The organism is Actinomyces sp. SKVG-SVH-4(1) (assembly GCF_048514265.1).
GTDB classification, from domain to species: domain Bacteria; phylum Actinomycetota; class Actinomycetes; order Actinomycetales; family Actinomycetaceae; genus Actinomyces; species Actinomyces oris.
In genome coordinates, this window is sequence record NZ_JBGEVE010000015.1 from 48468 (window position 1) to 67238 (window position 18771).

Annotated in this window: 18 protein-coding genes; 12 read left to right on the top strand and 6 right to left on the bottom strand. The window is 68.4% G+C overall.

Translation table 11 applies throughout. The features are described 5' to 3' along the window. Window positions 1-208 precede the first annotated feature (208 nt). The gene (gene acnA, locus AB7V09_RS11115; RefSeq protein WP_419143798.1) at window positions 209-2881 is read left to right on the top strand and encodes an aconitate hydratase AcnA; all 2673 of its coding nucleotides are present in this window, start codon (window positions 209-211) and stop codon (window positions 2879-2881) included. A 346-nt stretch (window positions 2882-3227) separates the two neighbouring features. Here acnA and AB7V09_RS11120 read toward each other — a convergent pair whose 3' ends face one another. Beyond that, window positions 3228-4016 carry a hypothetical protein gene (locus AB7V09_RS11120; protein WP_419143799.1) on the bottom strand — a complete coding sequence of 263 codons (789 nt, stop codon included), beginning with the start codon at window positions 4014-4016 and terminating at the stop codon, window positions 3228-3230. Between the two features lie 435 nt (window positions 4017-4451). Between AB7V09_RS11120 and AB7V09_RS11125 the strand changes: the two genes are divergently transcribed. Further along, window positions 4452-4748, top strand: a complete 297-nt coding sequence (locus AB7V09_RS11125; RefSeq protein ID WP_419143800.1) for a TetR-like C-terminal domain-containing protein — start codon at window positions 4452-4454, stop codon at window positions 4746-4748. A 203-nt stretch (window positions 4749-4951) separates the two neighbouring features. After that, window positions 4952-6403 carry a dihydrolipoyl dehydrogenase family protein gene (locus tag AB7V09_RS11130; protein ID WP_419143801.1) on the top strand — a complete coding sequence of 484 codons (1452 nt, stop codon included), beginning with the start codon at window positions 4952-4954 and terminating at the stop codon, window positions 6401-6403. Window positions 6404-6446: 43 nt separating this feature from the next. Here AB7V09_RS11130 and AB7V09_RS11135 read toward each other — a convergent pair whose 3' ends face one another. Next, window positions 6447-7040 (bottom strand): YbaK/EbsC family protein, encoded by a 594-nt coding sequence (locus AB7V09_RS11135; RefSeq protein ID WP_419143802.1) that lies wholly within the window; start codon window positions 7038-7040, stop codon window positions 6447-6449. A 6-nt stretch (window positions 7041-7046) separates the two neighbouring features. After that, a complete protein-coding gene (locus AB7V09_RS11140; protein ID WP_419143814.1) occupies window positions 7047-7700 on the bottom strand; it encodes a GNAT family N-acetyltransferase in 654 nt (217 codons plus the stop codon). Window positions 7701-8038: 338 nt separating this feature from the next. On the opposite strand from AB7V09_RS11140, the gene AB7V09_RS11145 reads away from it, so the two are divergent. Genes AB7V09_RS11145 through AB7V09_RS11160 form a run of 4 tightly spaced genes read left to right on the top strand, consistent with a single transcriptional unit; the run spans window position 8039 to window position 11074 of the window. Next, entirely contained in the window at window positions 8039-9034 is a 996-nt protein-coding gene (locus AB7V09_RS11145; RefSeq protein ID WP_419143803.1) for an ABC transporter ATP-binding protein, read from the top strand. A gap of 14 nt (window positions 9035-9048) precedes the next feature. Further along, window positions 9049-9789, top strand: coding sequence for an ABC transporter permease (locus tag AB7V09_RS11150; RefSeq protein ID WP_419143804.1), 741 nt, complete (start codon window positions 9049-9051; stop codon window positions 9787-9789). Continuing rightward, window positions 9789-10571: an ABC transporter permease gene (locus AB7V09_RS11155; protein WP_419143805.1), complete on the top strand. Its 783-nt coding sequence runs from the start codon at window positions 9789-9791 to the stop codon at window positions 10569-10571. The genes AB7V09_RS11150 and AB7V09_RS11155 overlap by 1 nt, the downstream gene beginning before the upstream one ends. A gap of 44 nt (window positions 10572-10615) precedes the next feature. Continuing rightward, window positions 10616-11074: a tRNA (cytidine(34)-2'-O)-methyltransferase gene (locus AB7V09_RS11160; RefSeq protein WP_419143806.1), complete on the top strand. Its 459-nt coding sequence runs from the start codon at window positions 10616-10618 to the stop codon at window positions 11072-11074. A gap of 23 nt (window positions 11075-11097) precedes the next feature. Here the strand turns inward: AB7V09_RS11160 and AB7V09_RS11165 are convergent, their stop codons facing one another. Both AB7V09_RS11165 and AB7V09_RS11170 read right to left on the bottom strand, forming a co-directional pair. Beyond that, window positions 11098-11961: an SDR family oxidoreductase gene (locus AB7V09_RS11165; RefSeq protein ID WP_419143807.1), complete on the bottom strand. Its 864-nt coding sequence runs from the start codon at window positions 11959-11961 to the stop codon at window positions 11098-11100. Continuing rightward, window positions 11958-12533 carry a YbhB/YbcL family Raf kinase inhibitor-like protein gene (locus tag AB7V09_RS11170; RefSeq protein WP_419143808.1) on the bottom strand — a complete coding sequence of 192 codons (576 nt, stop codon included), beginning with the start codon at window positions 12531-12533 and terminating at the stop codon, window positions 11958-11960. The genes AB7V09_RS11165 and AB7V09_RS11170 overlap by 4 nt, the downstream gene beginning before the upstream one ends. Window positions 12534-12761: 228 nt before the next feature. On the opposite strand from AB7V09_RS11170, the gene AB7V09_RS11175 reads away from it, so the two are divergent. Both AB7V09_RS11175 and AB7V09_RS11180 read left to right on the top strand, forming a co-directional pair. Continuing rightward, the gene (locus tag AB7V09_RS11175) at window positions 12762-13676 is read left to right on the top strand and encodes a hypothetical protein (protein ID WP_419143809.1); all 915 of its coding nucleotides are present in this window, start codon (window positions 12762-12764) and stop codon (window positions 13674-13676) included. Further along, window positions 13673-15373, top strand: a complete 1701-nt coding sequence (locus AB7V09_RS11180; protein WP_419143810.1) for a DNA polymerase Y family protein — start codon at window positions 13673-13675, stop codon at window positions 15371-15373. The genes AB7V09_RS11175 and AB7V09_RS11180 overlap by 4 nt, the downstream gene beginning before the upstream one ends. Here AB7V09_RS11180 and AB7V09_RS11185 read toward each other — a convergent pair. Then, window positions 15338-16081 carry a phosphatase PAP2 family protein gene (locus AB7V09_RS11185; protein WP_314919057.1) on the bottom strand — a complete coding sequence of 248 codons (744 nt, stop codon included), beginning with the start codon at window positions 16079-16081 and terminating at the stop codon, window positions 15338-15340. The genes AB7V09_RS11180 and AB7V09_RS11185 overlap by 36 nt on opposite strands. A 147-nt stretch (window positions 16082-16228) precedes the next feature. On the opposite strand from AB7V09_RS11185, the gene AB7V09_RS11190 reads away from it, so the two are divergent. From AB7V09_RS11190 to AB7V09_RS11200, 3 genes are all read left to right on the top strand, one after another. Then, window positions 16229-16876: a thymidine kinase gene (locus tag AB7V09_RS11190; RefSeq protein WP_419143811.1), complete on the top strand. Its 648-nt coding sequence runs from the start codon at window positions 16229-16231 to the stop codon at window positions 16874-16876. A gap of 130 nt (window positions 16877-17006) precedes the next feature. Continuing rightward, window positions 17007-17705: a SatD family protein gene (locus AB7V09_RS11195; RefSeq protein ID WP_419143812.1), complete on the top strand. Its 699-nt coding sequence runs from the start codon at window positions 17007-17009 to the stop codon at window positions 17703-17705. Next, window positions 17702-18508: a hypothetical protein gene (locus AB7V09_RS11200; protein WP_314157840.1), complete on the top strand. Its 807-nt coding sequence runs from the start codon at window positions 17702-17704 to the stop codon at window positions 18506-18508. Before AB7V09_RS11195 ends, AB7V09_RS11200 begins: the two co-directional genes overlap by 4 nt. Window positions 18509-18771 lie beyond the last annotated feature (263 nt).

Consider the following 18771-nt stretch of genomic DNA (forward strand, 5'->3'; position numbering starts at 1 on the left):
GGCGTCACCAAATGTGGTCCACGGGCGCCGGCCGGCGTGCCGGGTTTGGCCAACCTTCCCTACGTATTGACAACGGATGACATGCCGTGGGCTACGGTCCACTCCGGAGCATCCGCGCAACCTCCGCCCGGCTGTCACCGCAGGTCCGCGTGACAGACCCGAGGCGGTGCGACGGGCGGATCGGTACGACAACTGGAAGTGAGCCCCGGTGACCAGCCTCAACACCTTCGCCTCCCGCAGCACCCTCGACGTCGACGGCCGCGACTACGAGATCTACCGCCTTGACGCCGTCCCCGGCCTGGAGCGCCTGCCCTACAGCCTCAAGGTGCTGGCCGAGAACCTGCTGCGCACCGAGGACGGCGCCAACATCACCGCCGACCACGTGCGCGCCCTGGCCGCCTGGGACCCGGCCGCCGAGCCCGACACGGAGATCCAGTTCACCCCGGCCCGCGTCGTCATGCAGGACTTCACCGGCGTGCCCTGCATCGTGGACCTGGCCACCATGCGCGAGGCGGTCTCCGAGCTCGGAGGAGACCCCGAGGTCATCAACCCCCTCAACCCCGCTGAGATGGTCATCGACCACTCCGTGCAGATCGACTCCTTCGGCCTGCCCGGATCCCTGGAGCGCAACAAGGAGCGCGAGTACGAGCGCAACGCCGAGCGCTACCAGTTCCTGCGCTGGGGACAGGGGGCGCTGTCCAACTTCCGCGTCGTCCCCCCGGGTACGGGCATCGTCCACCAGGTCAACATCGAGTACCTGGCCCGCATCGTCTTCACCCACGAGGCCGACGGCGTCACCCAGGCCTACCCCGACACCTGCGTGGGCACCGACTCCCACACCACCATGGTCAACGGCCTGGGCGTCCTGGGCTGGGGCGTGGGCGGCATCGAGGCCGAGGCCGCCATGCTGGGCCAGCCCGTCTCCATGCTCATCCCCAAGGTGGTGGGCTTCAAGCTCTCCGGCGCCATCCCCGCCGGCGCCACCGCCACCGACGTGGTCCTGACCATCACCGAGATGCTGCGCGCCCACGGCGTGGTGGGCAAGTTCGTCGAGTTCTACGGCGAGGGCGTCGCCGAGGTACCGCTGGCCAACCGCGCCACCATCGGCAACATGAGCCCCGAGTTCGGCTCCACCGCCGCGATCTTCCCGATCGACGAGGTCACCCTGGACTACCTGCGCCTGACCGGCCGCTCCGAGGAGCGCGTGCGCCTGGTGGAGGCCTACACCAAGGCCCAGGGCATGTGGCACGACCCTGCCCGCGAGCCCGTCTACTCCGAGTACCTCGAGCTGGACCTGTCCACCGTGGTGCCCTCCATCGCCGGCCCCAAGCGCCCCCAGGACCGCATCGTCCTGTCACGGGCCAAGGAGTCCTTCCAGGAGGTCCTGCCCACCTACGCCTCCCAGGTCTCCAAACCGACGCCGGTGACCATGGCCGACGGCACCGACACCGAGCTGGACCACGGGCACGTCGCCATCGCCTCGATCACCTCGTGCACCAACACCTCCAACCCCTCGGTGATGATGGCAGCCGGCCTGCTGGCCCGTAACGCCGTGGCCCGGGGCCTGCGCTCCAAGCCCTGGGTGAAGACCTCCACCGCCCCGGGCAGCCAGGTCGTCACCGACTACTACGAGAAGGCCGGGCTGTGGCCCGCCCTCAACGAGCTGGGATTCAACGTCGTCGGCTACGGCTGCGCCACCTGCATCGGCAACTCCGGGCCCCTGCCGGCCGAGGTCTCCCAGGCGGTCAACGACGCCGACCTCGCCGTGGTCTCGGTGCTCTCGGGCAACCGCAACTTCGAGGGGCGCATCAACCCCGACGTCAAGATGAACTACCTGGCGTCCCCGCCCCTGGTCATCGCCTACGCCCTGGCCGGGACCATGGACATCGACTTCGCCACCGAGCCGCTGGGCCAGGACCCCGAGGGCCGTGACGTCTTCCTGTCAGACATCTGGCCCGACCCCACCGAGGTCCAGGCCGTCATCGACGCCACCATCGACCGGGAGATGTACACGCGCGACTACGCCGACGTCTTCGCCGGCGACGAGCGCTGGCAGGGCCTGGACACCCCCGAGGGGGACACCTTCGCCTGGGACGAGGAGTCCACCTACGTGCGCAAGGCCCCCTTCTTCGAGGGTCTGTCCATGGAGCTCACCCCGGTCACTGACATCAAGGACGCCCGAGTGCTCGCCCTGCTGGGGGACTCGGTGACCACCGACCACATCTCCCCGGCCGGCGCCATCAAGGCCGATTCCCCGGCCGGGCGCTACTTGGCCGAGCACGGCGTGGCCCGCGCGGACTTCAACTCCTACGGCTCGCGCCGCGGCAACCACGAAGTCATGATCCGCGGCACCTTCGCCAACATCCGCCTGCGCAACCGGCTGCTCGACGGCGTCGAGGGCGGCTACACCCGCAACTTCCTCACCGGTGAGCAGGAGTCGATCTTCGACGCCTCCCAGGCCTACCAGGCCGCAGGCATCCCGCTGGTGGTCCTGGGCGGCAAGGAGTACGGCTCGGGATCCTCACGCGACTGGGCGGCCAAGGGCACGGCCCTGCTGGGCGTCAAGGCCGTCATCGCCGAGTCCTTTGAGCGCATCCACCGCTCCAACCTCATAGGCATGGGCGTGGTCCCCCTCCAGTTCCCGGACGGACAGAGCGCCGAGTCGCTCGGCCTGGACGGCACCGAGACCTTCTCCATCACGGGACTGACCGCGCTCAACGAGGGCACAACGCCGCGCACCGTCGCGGTCACGGCGCAGAAGGCCGACGGCTCGGCGGTCTCCTTCGACGCCGTCGTGCGCATCGACACCCCCGGCGAGGCCGACTACTTCCGCCACGGCGGCATCCTGCAGTACGTGCTGCGCCAGCTCGCCAGCTCCTGAGCCGGCTTGGCCCGGCGTCGAGCGAATTTACCGGCAGAAGGAACGTGGCACGGTACTCGTCCTGGTCGCCGGCGCCTCGACCGGGCTTGGACTGGCCACTGCGGCCGAACTGGTTGATGACGGGATGACATCGTCCTGCGCGCCTGCACCCTCCCGCCCCCTCACGGGGCAGGATCTCGCCGACCGAGCACTGGGCGAGCCGAGCCTGTGGCACTGGTGGTGGGGAGCGCAACCGGTGGCTCAGTACCACTGACATCTTCTGGGCCGCTTCCGAGTGGCGGGCACACTGGGGACACTGGGCCACCAGTGGCACCGGAGCGGAATAACGCGGACGGGGGAGGACAGGCTAGGGTTTCGTCACCTCCGGGGGCGGGGCACCTTCCACTGGCTCGGTTGCCGTCAGGACCTGCTGAGGTAGGCGCAAGCACTGCAATCCGGGATGATCGCGCAGTCCTGTGGCTCCGAAGCGGTACCACACCGTCACCACGGAGGCGATCACTGCGGCCGCGCCCTCGAGGCGCAAGGGAGACGTGTCCTCGAACTCGGCGAAGAACAGGCCCTCGGCGGGGAAAGGATGCATAGAGACTATGGCGGAGAAGTAGAAACTGAGCCACTGGTAGTCCGCACGCTGCAGCAGGATGCGCTGCTCGGTGACCAGACAACGCACCTGCTGGTGCTCGCGCCACTGATCCGCCGCGAGTCGTTCGGCGGCTCGACGTCTGGCGCTGTTGCTGATCGCGGTGGCACCCATACCTGCCAGGACGAAGGCTGGCGATCCAAAGAACATACCGCTGGACTGCGTGTAGGACACGGTGGTTCCGTAGAAGCGCGCGTAGCCGGCCGGGCAGTCCACAACCGCAGCCTCGCCGGGATCCAGCACGACGTCCCAGGGCCGGAACCTGCCACCAGGGTCATCGGACAGGAGGCTGATCGCCAGTGCGCGGGCGTGATCCCAGGACTTGTACAGATCATCGCGTCGTGCGATCTCACGGCGTTCTTCCAAGGTGAAGTGGCCTGCACGCCTCCGATGGGCCACATAGACCCGGTGCATATGGTTGATGAACAGAACTATAGCGGTGATGAGGAGGATGTAGTTGAGCGAGCTCAGGGCGACGACGGCTAGCCTCGTTCCCACGTTCCACGAATTCGAGGTCTGCGAACTGGACTGGTTCAGGAGATTGAACAGTTGCACCAGGAGCCAGCCGATAACTGAGGCCGCCAAGCACAGGATCCAGCCTCGGGCGCCGGTGGCTTGCTTGAAGGGGCCAGGAGTGATGGGCGCGCTGCCTTGAGCATATGAGGATGGATCGGGCATCGGGAACTCCATTCATGTGTTCGCTGCCTACGATAGGGGATGGCGGCGACATGCAACGGCGCTCGCGCCCGGTTTCATCTGGTACCGACCAGTATTTTCATCTGGTACCGACCAGGACTTTCATCTGGTACCGACCACTACTGGCCCGTGTTGCGCCTGTGCTCGCGACCGCGGTTGGCACCTACTCCGACAGCAAGATGCTCGTCAGTGCTTTGGCGCTTGCCCTGGCCACGGTCACGGGGCTGTCCCTGCCCGATGCCGGCTGGCTGCCGATCTGGGAGTCGCGCCGCCGAGGCCTCGGACGGAAGCCTGAGTCCGCTACGGTCATCAGCGGCTCAACGCACGGTTGCCATCGTCACCGCGGCGCTGGGCGGCTACCGCATCCCCGAGGATCGGATCATCGACGCTGTGCGAATGACCCGGGCGTCACTCCATGGCTTCGTGGATATCGAGGTCCACGGCGGCTTCGCCATGAATGCCCCCATTGACGTGAGTTTCGACATGCTCGTCGACTCGCTGGACGCCGCCCTGGTCGCTCTCGGCGAGCAGTAGGGCTGCCAGATATCAGTGAGGACGAAAGGATAAGTCGCCCCAATGACCGGTTGGGAGGGAAGAGCTGCGTGAGGCCTTCCCGGCTGCTGTCGGCGATCCGCTGAGACCTTGGGCAGTTGCCCCGGAATAGCGGCCCTTCGCTTCCCGTTGCCCTTGGCGTTCAGATCATGCCGAGCGGCGACCGCCGAAGGAGATGCGCACTCATGTCCCAGCCCACCGTCAACAGCGACGCGACCAACCAGACAGACGCTCCGGTCGAGGAGGTCGACCTTCTCGTCGTCGGAGGCGGCAAGGCGGGCAAGTCCCTGGCGATGCTGCGCGCCAAGGCCGGCGACAAGGTCGTCATGGTGGAGCGGGACAAGGTGGGCGGCACCTGCATCAACGTCGCCTGCATCCCCACCAAGACCCTCATCTCCGCCGCCCGCGTCCTTCGTGAGGTCCAGGGCTCGCAGGCCTATGGCGTCACTCTTCCTGAGCAGGACGGTGGCGCTGACGCCCTGGCCCAGGCCCGCATCGAGCTGGCCTCCTTCCGCGCCCGCAAGGAGGCCGTCGTGGGCGGCATGGTGGCCGCTCACGAGAAGATGTTCCCCGCCTCCGGCATGGACTTCGTCAAGGGCACCGCCCGCTTCGTGGGGGAGCGCACCGTCGAGATCGCCCTGAACGACGGCGGCCTGCGGCGCGTGCGCGGCGCCAAGGTCCTCATCAACACCGGCACCACGCCGTCGGTCCCCCCGATCGAGGGCTTGTCCGACGTGCGCTACTGGACCAGCGAAGACCTGCTCACCCTGCCCGAGCTGCCCAGTAGCCTCATCGTCCTGGGCGGCGGCGTCATCGGCGTCGAGATGGCCTCCCTCATGGGGCTCCTCGGTGTCCCGGTCACCATCGTCCACGCCGGGCCGCACATCCTGGACCGCGAGGACGAGGACGTCGCCGCTGAGGTGACCGCCGGCCTGGAGGCCCTGGGGGTCACGGTCCTGACCGGTGCGCGCGCCTCGAAGGCCGCCGCCGCGGCCGACGGGAACGGCGTCGTCGTCACCACCGCCGACGGGCACGAGGTGAGCGGATCCCACCTGCTCGTCGCCCTGGGGCGCACCCCCGTCACCGCCGGCCTCGGCCTGGAGGCCGCGGGCGTGGAGCTGACCGAGCGCGGCTTCGTGCGCGTCGACGACCACCTGCGCACCACCGCCGAGAACGTCTACGCCGCCGGTGACGTGGCCGGAACGCCCCAGTTCACCCACGCCTCCTGGAACGACTTCCGCGTCCTGCGCGACCTCTTCGCCGGCAAGGAGGCCTCCACCACCGGACGCCTCATCCCGTGGGCCGTCTTCACCACGCCCGAGCTCGGGCACGTGGGCATGAGCGAGGCCGAGGCCCGCGAGGCCGGCTACGAGGTGCGCGTCGCCAAGACCCCGACGGCGGCCGTCCCGCGCGCCAAGACCCTGGGCCGCACCGAGGGCTTCTTCAAGGTCATTATCGACTCCCGCACCGACCTGATCCTGGGTGCTGCCATCATCGGCGCCGAGGCCAGCGAGGTCGTCACCAGCATCCAGATGGCGATGCTGGGTGACCTGACGTGGCAGCAGGTGCGCGACGCCGTCATCACCCACCCCACCATGAGCGAGGGACTCAACATCGTCCTGGACTCCCTGGGCTGAGAGCCTGAGGACTGGCCCCGCCTGAACGGTTCGACCGACCCGTTCAGGCGGGGCGTACCCCCAGGTCCTCGACGCGCTCGACCCCCGGCAGCGCCACCAGCAGTGCCCCGGGCACCAGGAGCTTGGAGTGGCGCACGCCCGAGCCGATGAGCACCGTGGCCCGGTCCGCCACGGCGCCGTCGACGAAGAGCCGCCAGTCCTCGGGCAGGCCGACCGGGGTGATCCCGCCGTACTCCATGCCACTCATCTCCACGGCCCGCTCCACCGGCAGGAACGAGGCCTTGCGCACGTCAATGCGCTTCTTGACGACGTGGTTGACGTCGGCGAAGTCGGTGGCGCGCACGACGCAGGCGGCGATGCGCTCCTGGCCGGTCCGCTTGCCGGCCACGAGCACGCAGTTCCCGGTCGCCTCAGGATCCAGGTCGTAGTGCGCGTTGAGGGCGTCGGTGTCGGAGTAGGACGGATCAATGGGCACCACCTGCGCCTGACGGGCCAGGTCCGCGCCCTCGGGCGAGGCCGCCTCCAGCGCCCGCAGCGCGGCGGCCACGGGCTCGGCGAGCAGGTCAGTACGCTCCAGCGCCGGCTGCCAGCCGATCTCTGGGGCGAAGACCTCAGCCGGATCACGCAGCTCAGTCATTCCTTCTCATCCTTTCGACGACGTCGAGCGCCTCTCGATGCGCTCCACCAGACGGATCCTGACCCCGGGCCACTGCTGCGGGGTGATGGCGAACATGGCCGTGTCGCGCGTGCGCCCCTCCTCGCCGGGCGCCAGGGAGGGCTGCCAGGCGTGCAGGACCCCCTCGAAGGTCGCCCCCAGCGCTGCGATCGCACCGCGAGCCACCTCATTGCGTGCGTCGGTCTTGATATCCACACGGTCCACGCCCCAGTCCTCGAGGGCCTGCGTCAGCAGCAGGAGCTTGGCGGCCGGGTTGATGGCGGTGCCGCGAACAGTGGGGGAGAGCCAGGAGGAGCCGACCTCGACGGCGAAGAGCCGACCGTCCTGCATCCACCGGGGCGTCAGGTAGGCGGTGTGTCCGACGACGCGCCCGGTGGCGACCTCCACCTGGGCGAAGGGCGCGTAGGTACCCGTGTCCCGGCGGGCCAGGCTGCGGGACACGTAGTCCTCGACCGTCTCCGGCGTCGGCACCGTGGCGAAGGGGCTGGTCGCGGCCGCCTCGGCGGCCAGCTGCAGCCCCGGCACGTGCTCAGGCGTCAGCGGCTCCAGACGCACGATGCCGCCTTCCAGCACGCCACAGGTCAGGACGGGGGAGGTGGCATGTGACTCAGTGGTGCTCATGGCGTCGATCATGGCAGCCGTGGCGCAGTCGCCGCCGGGACGCCTCAGCATGTGGTCTCATTGTCCCCGTGCTGCACGTCATCTTCGAATCTTGACTACACGTCAAGTGTTGAAAGCCGTATTTTTGATAAGTAAAGTATCTTATATAAAGGTGCGAGTATTTGCCGGCATGATGACGGGATGGAATCACGGCCGGCAGTCGGTGCAGTCGTGTTGGGTGATCTGCTCTTGCTGATTTAAAGCATGCAATTGATGCATTCATTTTATTCTTTGGTGACTGTAGGCTGAGAGAGTGGTTGACGTCATCTATCGTGATCCTTTGGGGGTGGAGGGGCTCTATGGTATTGCTTAATGGGGATTCGCTGCTGCGTGCCTCCCACCTGGTTCGCTCCTTCGGGAAAAAGGACAAAACCTTCGTCGCCGTGGAGGATGTGTCCCTGGACGTCGGGGCGGGGCAGGTCCATGGTCTGCTGGGCCCCAACGGTGCCGGTAAGACGACGACGGTGAGGATGTGCGCCACGCTGCTGGCTCCGACGTCGGGTGAGGTTTGGGTCGATGGCATCGACGCGGTGCGCCATCCGGAGCGGGCCAGGTCCCGGCTGGGCCTGGTCCTGGGCGGTGAGCTGGGGTTCTACCCGCGGGCTACGGCACGCGACAACCTGCTGTTCTTCGCCGATATTCAGGGTCTCGACGCCCGGCGGCGACACAGCGCGGTCATGGACGCCCTGGAGCGTGTGGGGCTGGTCGAGGCGGCGTCCCGGAAGACGGGCGAGCTGTCTCGAGGGATGCGGCAGCGTCTGCACCTTGCCCGGGCGCTGCTCGGGTCGCCGGCTCTTCTGCTGCTGGATGAGCCCACCAACGGCTTGGACCCGGACGTGGCGCTGCAGGTACGCGATCTGGTGCGTGAGCTGGCGCAGCGGGGAACGGGGGTGCTATTGACCTCGCACTCGATGCCGGAGGTCGAGGAGCTGGCCGACATCATCTCGGTGATCGGGGCGGGCCGGATCGTCGTGCGCGGCGGCGTGGGGGACGTGTCCGCCTTGGCCGGAGTGAGTGCCACCACGACTTTCACGTTACCGGCCCGCCACGGGGGTGCCGTCGAGGCGCTTCGCAGTGGTCTGGGTTCGCCGGCGACGGTGAAGCAGCGCGCCTCCTCGGCCCGGTGGGCCGTGACCATCTACTGGGCTTCCGAGGCTGCCGGCACTACCGACGCCGACGAGCGGGTTCGCCAGGTCCTGGCCGAGGCCGGCGTGGGAGCGCCGTCTGACCTGCTGACACGGCCAGTCTCCTTGGAGGAGGCCTACCTGGCCCTGGCCGACAGGCTCGCCCGATGAGGCGTCAGGTGAGGATGACGGTCTTTCACGTCCGTCAGTTCGTGTCGGTTCCCTACTTCATCCAGCTCATGGTCATGACCACGACATCCACCACGCTGGTGCAGTTCCTGGCGGCCTCGGCCTGGGGCGGGATCACCCCGACGCAGGGCTGGGTGCGCGGGGGCGTCGTGGGGATGTGGACGACGACGACCTGCGCGGCGGGGATCATCGGATTCGAGCGGTACAAGGGCACGCTGGTCCATCTGGTCATGGCTCCGGTGGGGGCGCTTAGGCCGTTGGCGGCCGTGGTGTGCGCGGCGGCGTCCTTCGGTCTGGTCGCCTTCCCGGTGGCGTGGTGCACGTGGGCGCTGCTGTCGACGTCAGTCTCCTTCACGGGGCCGGGGTGGGAGGTCTGGGCGCGCCTGACCGCAGGGGCCCTCATGCTGCTGGTCGGCTGTCTTGCCCTGAGTCTGGTCATCGCGGCGCTGTTCGTGCTCACCCCCAACGCGATCCAGTACGAGGGGCTGCTGCTGGTGCCGGTGCTCGTGGTCTCAGGCATCGTGTTCACCTCGACGACGCCGCCTGCCTGGCTGGCTGTGGTGAGTCGGTTCCTGCCGTTGTCGGTGCCCTTCGAGCTGCTGCTGGGCCGGGCGACGTCGGAAGTGGCGCTGGGCGCTTGGCTTGTGTGCACGGCCGCGTGGCTGGGGCTTGCTGCCTTCCTCGGCCGGCGGGCGCTGCGTCTGGCGACACGGACCGGCACCCTGGAGGTGGTCTGATGCGCTCCCGGGCTCTGGCCTTCGCCCACCGGTTCTCCTCAGGGGTGCGTGTCTCGTGGGCCTCGTCGACGGCCTTCGCGACCCTGGGCACGGCCGTGGTCACGTTGCTGGTGCTGCCGCTGCTGGACGTGCTCTTCGATGTCCTCATGGGCTCGGACCTCTCCGCGCCTGACCTGGTACGCACCGGATACGCAGCGGCCCTGGTGGCACTGGCCGTCTCGGTGGCCTCCGGAGTGGTGGGTACCGTGGCCACCGACCGAATGCTGGGCGTCTTCCAGGAGGTCCATACCCGCAGGCGCCTCGACGTCGCCTACTGGCTGTCCGTCGCCGTCGTGCCGGCGCTCCTGGCCGCCTCGACCGCCATCGTCGCGATCGGCGTCGTCTTCGCGCTCTCACCGCTGCACGACGTTGGAGCGCTGGGGCGTGTCATCACACTGGCAGCGCCGACCATCGTGTGCGGGCTGCTCATGGGGATCATGGCCGCCGGTGTCGGAGTCAACCTGCCCGATCCCTATCTGGGTGCCACGATCATCGCCACGTTCCTGCCGCTGCTGACCGGCGTCATCGTACCGCTCGAGCAGTGCCCTACCTGGTTGCAGGCTCTGGCCCACCTGGTTCCGCTCAGCGGCACCGTGACGGTCCTGGACGCACCGGCAGCCGCCGTTCCGGCCTTGCTGGGCCGCGACCTCGTGGTCGCCGCCGTATGGGCCGGGACCGGGCTGGCCGTCACCCGTCGCGCCGTCACCCGACTCCGTCAGGGCCAACGCACCGACACCATCTGAGTCTGAGGAGGAGGTCTGCCTCAGCATGTGGTCTCATTGTCCCTGTGCTGCACGTCATCTTCTTCGAGCCGCGCATCCCGGGCAACACCGGGGCGGCGATCCGCCTGAGCGCCAACACCGGCTCCATGCTCCACCTCGTGGATCCCCTGTTCGACATGGACGACGCCAAGCTGCGCCGTGCTGGCCTGGACTACCACGACCTGGCCAACACTCGTGTCCACGCCACCTGGCAGGAGTGCCTCGAGCAGATCCCCGGACGCATCTTCGCCTTCACCTCCCACACTGAGCGCCTCTACACCCAGGTCGACTGGCGCGACGACGACGCCCTCCTGTTCGGCCCCGAGCCCACCGGCCTGCCCCAGGAGATCCTTAACCACCCGCGGGTGAGCGCCCACCTGCGCATCCCCATGGTGGAGGGCAACCGCTCCCTCAACCTGGCCAACTCCGCCGCCATCGGCCTGTACGAGGCCTGGCGGTCCCTGGGCTTTGCCGGAGGGGCCTGAGCTCGCGCCTGAGCCGCGCCTTGTCAGAGCATGCCGGCGGGGCGGATCGCCAGCTCCTCCACCACCGCGTCCATCGGGGTGTTGACGGCCAGGCGAACGGCCGCCGCCACCGACTGCGGTGCCATATGGTCCGCGGCCCGGTAGGCGGGGGTGGCCATGATCCCCTCGGTGCGCAGGCGCGCCGCATTGAAGGCGTGCAGACGCTCCTGCATGGGGGTGTCCACCCGGCCCGGGTAGATCGAGGTGACCCGCACCTTGCCGGCCTCCTCCTGGCGCAGCGTGTCGGCCAGGGACTTCAGCCCCGCCTTGGAGGCGGAGTAGAGGGCGTTGCCCGAACGCGGGCTCACTCCGGCGCCGGAGTTGATGAACACCGTCAGCCCGCGCGCCTCCCGCAGCGCCGGCAGCAGCAGGCTCGTCAGGTAGGCCGTCGCCACCAGGTTGAGGTTGAGAACCGCCCGCCAACGCGTGGGCGTGATCTTGTCAACAGCGCCCGGTGCCTCCATGCCGGCGCTGTGCACCAGCACGTCGAGGCTCTCGATGTCGATCCGGCTGACCAGCCTGGCCAGGGCCGTGTCATCGGTCAGGTCGACCGGGCAGATGAGAACCGCCGTCTGAGACTCCTCCTCCAGCGCGAGCGCCAGCTCCTCCAGGTCATTGACCGAGCGGGCCAGCAGGATGAGGTTGTGGTCCCGGGCCAGGTCCCTGGCCACAGCCAACCCGATCCCGGAGGTCGCCCCGGTGATGAGGGCGATGGGGCGGCGCTGGTGGCGGCCGGAACCGGCGCGCGTGAAACCGTGGGCGGGGGTGAAGGGGACGGACTCCCCCTGACGACGACGTCGGCCCGCCTTGGAGGACGAGGCGTCGACCTGGGCGATCTGCGGGCTCACTGGCCGTCCCTGAGGAAGGCGGCGACCCCGGGCTCCCCGGGTACGGAGTAGGTGGCGGTGAGCGTGGCCCGAGCGATGCAGTGCGGCGCCAGGGTGAAGGCCGCCATGGCGGGACTGGCGTCGTCATCCAGGCCCAACGTGTCCACGTCCAGGGCGGAGACGGTGAAGACGTAGCGGTGGTCGCCGTCGCCCGCCGGCGGGTAGGGACCGAACCAGGCGTGGTCGCCGGAGTCCCCAGCCAGGTGGAAGGCGGCGCCGTCGAGCTGAAGGTCGCTGGCCCCCGCACCCCGCTCCAGCGAGGTGACCGAGGCGTCCAGGTCCACGATGGTCCAGTGCCACCAGCCCGACATGGTCGGAGCGTCCGGGTCGAAGCAGGACACGACGAAGGACTGCGTCTGCTCGGGAAAGCCCGACCAGCTCAGGGCCGGGGAGACGTTGTCATGGATGCCGGTGAAGATGTCCGGGAACCGCCCCTGCTCGGTCAGGTCCGCGGAGGTCAGGGTGAAGGAGGGGACTGAGGGCAGAAAGCCGGTAGGGGCCGGCGGGCGAGGGCGAGTGAAGTCGGCTGTCATAGGTGTACCTCCAGGCAGGTGACGGGTAGGGAAGGTGGCCTTCCATGAGGGCACGGCCCCAACTGTAGACGCCCCTGCGCAGACCCGTCCCTGTGGATCTCCTGTGGGGGAGCTCCGTGGGCTCGTCGCACCCTGAGACCCCCTTGTTGCCTACGCCCCCGATTGATGTCGCAGCACAGCGCTATCCTGAAACCCACCTATCGAACATACGTACAGAGAGGGGGTGTCATGAGAGTCTCGACCACGCGCGCGCCGGCGGAGGCTCAGAACCGCCTCGACCGGGCCCGCCTCGCCCTGAGGCTGGCCGAGGAACGCACCGGACTGCGCGACTCAGCAGCCCTGACGGTGCAGCGCGCCCTGTCCTCGGCAGCAACCAGCGCCCTGCTGAGCACATCAGCCGAATCGCCTCAGGCCGGCTCCTCCGCATCCCCTGCACCTCCCACGGTGCTCTCGGCCTGGCAGGACTCCGGCGTCCTCACCCTCCACGGATCCGCCACCCTCCTCCTGGCCGCCCTCGCCCTGCGCCAGGGCGCCACCGGCTGGTGCGGCGTCATCGGGGGAGACGAGCTGGGCTGGTGCGCAGCCACCGAGGTCGGCCTCGACCTCAACCGGGTCCTCACCGTTCCAGCCCTCCTCCTCGACGACGCCTCGACCCTGACAGTCACCTCCACGCTGCTCGACGGCGTCGACACCCTCCTCATCGGCGCCACCATCGCCGAAGGCCTGCGCCCCCAGCACCGCAGACGCCTGCTGTCCCGAGCACGCGAACGCGGCCACCTCATTCTGACCCCCGCCCGCTGGGAAGGCGCCCGCATCCTCCGAGCCGACCCCCTGGCCCCCGACACCGGAACCAGGAACACGCCTCCCGCCCAGGCCCCGGCGGAGCCTCCCGCAGAGCCCTCCGCCGACGGCGTCGTCATCCCCATCGGGCGAGGAGCCTCACCCGCCCCGGTGCGAGCCATCGAGATGCCGGCCGGATACCTGCGACGCCTCACCTGGACCCTGGCCGACCCGCAGCGCCCACGGCTCGCCGCCACCGAAGAGCTCACGCTCTCACTGTCCACCGAAGGGCTGCGCACAGGCTCCCGCAACGCCCTCGACGCCGCCGACCCGACCTCCCGCCCACAGGAGGTGGCCGGATGAACCCGCCACAACCGCCCTCGCCGCCCGGCCCGCCCGCCTCCAGATTCGTGGCCATCTGGGTCCCCGACTGGCCCGTCGTCGCCCTCACCATGGAGGCCCGCCAGCAGCATCGACACCCCCGAGCGCGCCAAGGAGCCCCCCACCTGCCGGACCCGGCCACCGAACCCGTCGCCGTCGTCGGCGCTCGCGGAGTCCTCGCCGCCTCAGCCCCGGCCCGCCGCGCCGGCATCACCACCGGCATGCGACTGCGCACCGCCCGCTCCCTGTGTCCCGAGCTCACCGTCCTGCCTCCCCAGGAGGAACGCCAGGCCCGCGCCTTCGAAACCGTCATGGAGGCCCTCACCTCCCTCCTGGCGGACCCCATGGTGGCCCGTCCCGGACTGGCCCTGTCCCACGTCAGAGGTCCCGCCGCCTGGATCGGTGGGGAAGAACCCCTCGCCTCAGCACTCGTGGAGACCGTCACCCAGGAGGTCGACGTCGAGTGCCAGGTCGGTATCGCCGACTCCCTGCCCGGAGCCGTCCTGGCCGCCCGCCAAGGAATCATCGTCGAACCGGGACGAACCCCGGAGTTCCTCGCCCCCTGGCCCCTGGACGCACTCCTGACCTGCCTGCCCCTCAGCCGCCTGCGGCGCGACGCCCGCCCCCTGCTGGAGAGCTTCTCCCGACTCGGCCTGCGCACCTTGGCGGACCTGGCGGCCCTGCCCAGAAAAGACGTCACCGCCCGCTTCGGCCCTCTGGGGAGCAGGCTCCACCGCCTGGCCGCCGGCACCCACCACGAGGTCCCTGCCATGCCCCGGCCGGCCCAGGACATCACCGTCACCTCCGACCTCGACCCTCCCGTCGAACGCGCCGACACCGCAGCCTTCGCCGCCCGCCACCTCGCCGAGAACCTGGCGGCGCGCCTGTTGTCCGCAGGCCTTTCCGTCGGACGCCTCTGCGTTGCCGCCCGCTGCGAGGACGGCACCGACCTGGCCCGAAGCTGGATGCTGGAGGACGCCCCCACTCCCGCCGAGCTCACCGACCGCGTGCGCTGGCAGCTCGAGGGGTGGCTCTCCGGACGCTCTGGGCGCCCACCCTCCTCCGGCTTGACCCACCTGAGCCTGACCGCCCTCGAGCTGAGCCCTGCCACGACCTCCCAGACAGGACTGTGGCAAGCGCCGGGCCACCAGGCCCAGTCGCGCGCCCGCCACGTCGCCGAACGCGTGGAGTCACTCCTGGGGGCCGGAAGCATCCAGATTCCCCGGGTTGTTCCCGGGCGCGACCCGCGCTCGCGGGTTCGCCTCATCCCCTGGGGTGAGAGCGAAGGCGTAGGGGAGTCCACGGATGATGAGACGGCGCCCTGGAACGGCGCTCTGCCCAAGCCCTCACCCTCCATCGTCCTGCCCCGACCGGTTCCCGCGCGCCTCACCGACATTGAGGGGAGAGAGCTCGGTGTCGACATCCACGGTCAGCTCGACGGTGTCCCCGGCTTCCTCAGTGTCGACGACGGTGTGGACGGCGTTGATGAGGGCGCTGTGGGGGCCGGGCCCCAGATGGAGTCCGTGCTCCTGTGGGCCGGACCCTGGCCGGTCGACGAGGGGTGGTGGACCTCCCAGGGGCCTTCGCGACGCGCCTACCTCCAGGTGGTCACCGACGTCGGGCCGCCCCGACTGCTGGTGCGATCAGGCCGGTGGTGGCTCGATGCCCTCTACTCCTGAGGAGCTGTCCGATGGCGTGGCCGCAAGGGATGGGGGCTGGCGCTGTCGTCCCTTCAGCCACAGGAGCGCCAGCGTCACCAGGCACAGCCAGGCCAGCCCCAGGGACCAGCCGGCCAGCACGTCGGTCATCCAGTGGTAGCCCAGGTAGACGCGGGATGCCCCCACCAGCAGGGTCGCCCCCGCTGCCGCCATGATCGCCAAGGTCCGGTACAGGGTCACGGCAGTGGATGTCAGAACCATTCCTGCCAGCAGGCCGGCGAAGACGGCCGTGTTGAAGGAGTGCCCCGAGGGGAAGGAGGTGGTCGAGGCGGGGGCGCCTAGAAGGGTGTCGGTCGAGGGACGTGCACGCCTGAAGATCTCTTTGAGCGCCACCGTCAGCAGGCTGGAGCCGATCATCGTGAGGCTCAGGACCAGTGCGCGCACGTGGTGGCCCCTCATGAAGAGGAGGACGGCGCAGATCGTGGTCAGGATCGTCAGCCCCACGGTGGAACCCAGGGCGGTGAACACCTGCATGATGACGGTCAAGGCAGGGTGACGCTCATCCACGGCCCAGGTGGTGACGCTCTGGTCATGAGGCGCCAGCCCCGTCCCGGAGCTCGTGGTCAGAGCCAGCCAGGTGAACAGCGACAGCGTGATGACGGCGGTCGCGGCCAACGTGCCGGCCTGCCTGGTGCGCCAGGTGTGAGGCAGGTGGTCGAGTGAGAGCATGAGGGGGAGGTTATCCGGGCTGGTCTGGATGAGGCTATGCGTGCGCCATGGAGTGTCTGAGCGGCGTCGTCACGTTTTGCCCGTGCCCGGGGCGCTCGGCGGGTAGCATCCGGCCCGAGTGATTCGATCCGGCTCAGGAGGACCCGCGTGGCCAAGCTCTACTTCCGCTACGGCGCCATGAACTCCGGTAAGTCCACGGGGTTGCTCCAGACCGCCTACAACTACGAGGAGCGCGATCAGCGCGTCCTGCTCCTCAAGGCGGTGGTCGACACCAAGGGTGAGGACTCAGTGGTCTCCCGGCTCGGGGTATCACGCCGCGTCGACCTCCTCGTCGACACCGACGACGACCTGCGCGCCCTGGTGCACCGGCGGGCCCTGAGCGGTGCGCGGCCCGTCCGCGACGAGGACGGCGTCCCGCGAGAGGCGGCGACCTTGCGTGAGGTTCTTGACTGTGTGCTCATCGACGAGGCTCAGTTCCTCACGGCCCTTCAGGTGGACCAGCTCATGGAGATCGCGCTGATCGACGACGTGCCCGTCCTGGCCTACGGGATCCGCACCGACTTCCGCACAGTCAGCTTTCCCGGGTCGCGCAGGCTGCTGGAGATCGCCCACTCCTTGGAGGAGCTCAAGACCATCTGCCGCTGCGGGCGCAAGGCCATCTTCAATGCCCGCAAGGTGGGGGAGTCCTTCGTCTTCGACGGCGATCAGGTGGCCATCGACTCCGGGGACGTCACGTACGAGTCGCTGTGCGGCCAGTGCTACCTCGCCACAGGTGGGAGGCTTCCCGACCGGTGAGCCTCGCTCCGGGACTGAGCTTGTGTTGACGGGAGTACAAGGCTGACCGAGGGTGATGGGGAGCGAGGAGGCGGCCTTCGTTCCGAGATGATCCTTGTATTCTGGGTATTACAAGCATTATCGTGAAACTGTGAATGTCTCCTACGCACTCATCGCAGACATCATCCGCTCGCGCGAGCTCCCTGATCGCAGGCGTGCTCAGCGCGTCATTCACGAGACTCTGGAGCGGGCCGCTGAAGGTCTGGCGCTGACGCAGCGTCCGTACGCCACGGTCGGCGACGAGCTGCAGGCAGTCTCGGCGACCCTCGCCGACGCTCTCGCTCTCACCATGCGTACACACCTTCTTCTGCCTGATGGGTTGGGCCTGCGCTTCGGAATCGGAGTCGGAGCGATCTCCGAGGTTGAGGGGGCGGCGGGAAGCGGTGCAGACGGTGCGCCAGGACGTCCGATCCAGGACGGCTCGGCATGGTGGGCCGCACGCGAAGCCATCGAGAAGGCTCATCATCTCCAGGATGTGGGGAGGTCCTTCATTCGCACCTGGCTGCGCATCCACCCGGATGCGGTCGGCGGATCCGGAGGGGAGTGGAGTGAGCGTGAGAGGGTCGTCAACTCCGTCCTCATTCTGCGCGACCAGACGATATTCCGCTTTCAGCCCCGTCAGCGCCGCATTATGGCTGGACTCCTCATGGGAGTGACCCAGATTGAGATCGCCCGTCAGGAGAAGGTGAGTCAGCAAGCCGTCTCTGAATTCGCTCGCAGTGCCGGTTCCTCCTTGCTGGAGGTTCAAAAGCTTCTCGACGGGTTGAGTGGGGGAGGTGAAGGAGAGTGACGGCCCTCCTCGTTCTTCTGTTTGCCGTCGCTTCCGTGGTTGGCGGTTCTGGCTGGGTGAGTGGGGGATTGTCCCGGATGTCCGCCGGGGTGAGATTCCTGGTGGGAGTGTCTGCAGTCCTTGCTCTTGGCGTCCTGGTCGGGTGGCCCGTTCTTCATCTTGGGGTAGGGGGTGTCGTCGTCAGCGTCCTGGTAGCCACTGCATGGTTGTGCTGCAGCCTGATTTCGCAGGCCCAGTGGGAGAAAATGTTGAGAGTCCGTCAGCGGGTGCGGGTGGGGCGGGGTGTCTCCGAGAACGGTAGGGATCAGTTGGAACCGCTCATTCGCCTTGCCTGCGCGAGTCTGTTGCTCCTCGCCGTGGCGCTCTGCGTCGTCGCGTCGCAGCCGCTTGGGTCTCGGGCTGCCAAGATGAGCGCCGTCGTCGGAGTCGTTGTCCTCCTGACTGCTCCCGCTAATCGAGTCGTCGCCGACATTCTTGCTGTTGCGCGCCACTCCACGCAGGGGAATGGGGAGGTTGTTGCTGCAGGTTGCGAGCCCTCGCAGGAGAGCGGAAAGCGGGATGGGATGGAGGGATCGATGCGCGGCGGTCGCTGGATAGGTCCGCTTGAGCGAATCCTCATTCTCCTGCTCGCTTCCGTTGAGGCGCCTGCTGCTATTGCCGCAATTGTTGCTGCCAAGGGTGTGATCCGATTTCCCGAGATCAGTCAGGATAAGGCGGGGCAGAAGGCTGAGGAGTTCCTCATCGGCTCCTTCGCCTCCTGGATTCTGGCGGTCTTGGGCGCCGTGACCATTCACCTCGCCTGAGCCGCGTCACGTCGGGGAGGAGGTGGGGGTGGATGGGTGGATTCGGGCCGGTCGTTTCGGGTGAGCGAGTTCGGGTAGGCGGGTTTGGGTCGGCCTGAACCGGACGCCTTGAACCCGCATCCCTGAACTAGTCCACCCGGACCTGCTCACCCGCACCTATATCCCCGCACCCAGCCCTCTCGAACCTGTGAATCGCCCCGGGTTTGATGGAGGCAGTGATGACACGGAAGGATCACTGTCATGGGACAGAAGAAGTACCCCGA

What these genes read in the sequence shown, in the direction of transcription:
- AB7V09_RS11125 (WP_419143800.1), top strand. Translation starts at nt 4,452, where the DNA reads ATGCCGGCTGGCTGCCGATCTGGGAGTCGCGCCGCCGAGGCCTCGGAC.
- AB7V09_RS11130 (WP_419143801.1), top strand. Translation starts at nt 4,952, where the DNA reads ATGTCCCAGCCCACCGTCAACAGCGACGCGACCAACCAGACAGACGCT.
- AB7V09_RS11135 (WP_419143802.1), bottom strand. Translation starts at nt 7,040, where the DNA reads ATGACTGAGCTGCGTGATCCGGCTGAGGTCTTCGCCCCAGAGATCGGC.
- AB7V09_RS11140 (WP_419143814.1), bottom strand. Translation starts at nt 7,700, where the DNA reads ATGAGCACCACTGAGTCACATGCCACCTCCCCCGTCCTGACCTGTGGC.
- AB7V09_RS11145 (WP_419143803.1), top strand. Translation starts at nt 8,039, where the DNA reads ATGGTATTGCTTAATGGGGATTCGCTGCTGCGTGCCTCCCACCTGGTT.
- AB7V09_RS11150 (WP_419143804.1), top strand. Translation starts at nt 9,049, where the DNA reads ATGACGGTCTTTCACGTCCGTCAGTTCGTGTCGGTTCCCTACTTCATC.
- AB7V09_RS11155 (WP_419143805.1), top strand. Translation starts at nt 9,789, where the DNA reads ATGCGCTCCCGGGCTCTGGCCTTCGCCCACCGGTTCTCCTCAGGGGTG.
- AB7V09_RS11170 (WP_419143808.1), bottom strand. Translation starts at nt 12,533, where the DNA reads ATGACAGCCGACTTCACTCGCCCTCGCCCGCCGGCCCCTACCGGCTTT.
- AB7V09_RS11175 (WP_419143809.1), top strand. Translation starts at nt 12,762, where the DNA reads ATGAGAGTCTCGACCACGCGCGCGCCGGCGGAGGCTCAGAACCGCCTC.
- AB7V09_RS11180 (WP_419143810.1), top strand. Translation starts at nt 13,673, where the DNA reads ATGAACCCGCCACAACCGCCCTCGCCGCCCGGCCCGCCCGCCTCCAGA.
- AB7V09_RS11185 (WP_314919057.1), bottom strand. Translation starts at nt 16,081, where the DNA reads ATGCTCTCACTCGACCACCTGCCTCACACCTGGCGCACCAGGCAGGCC.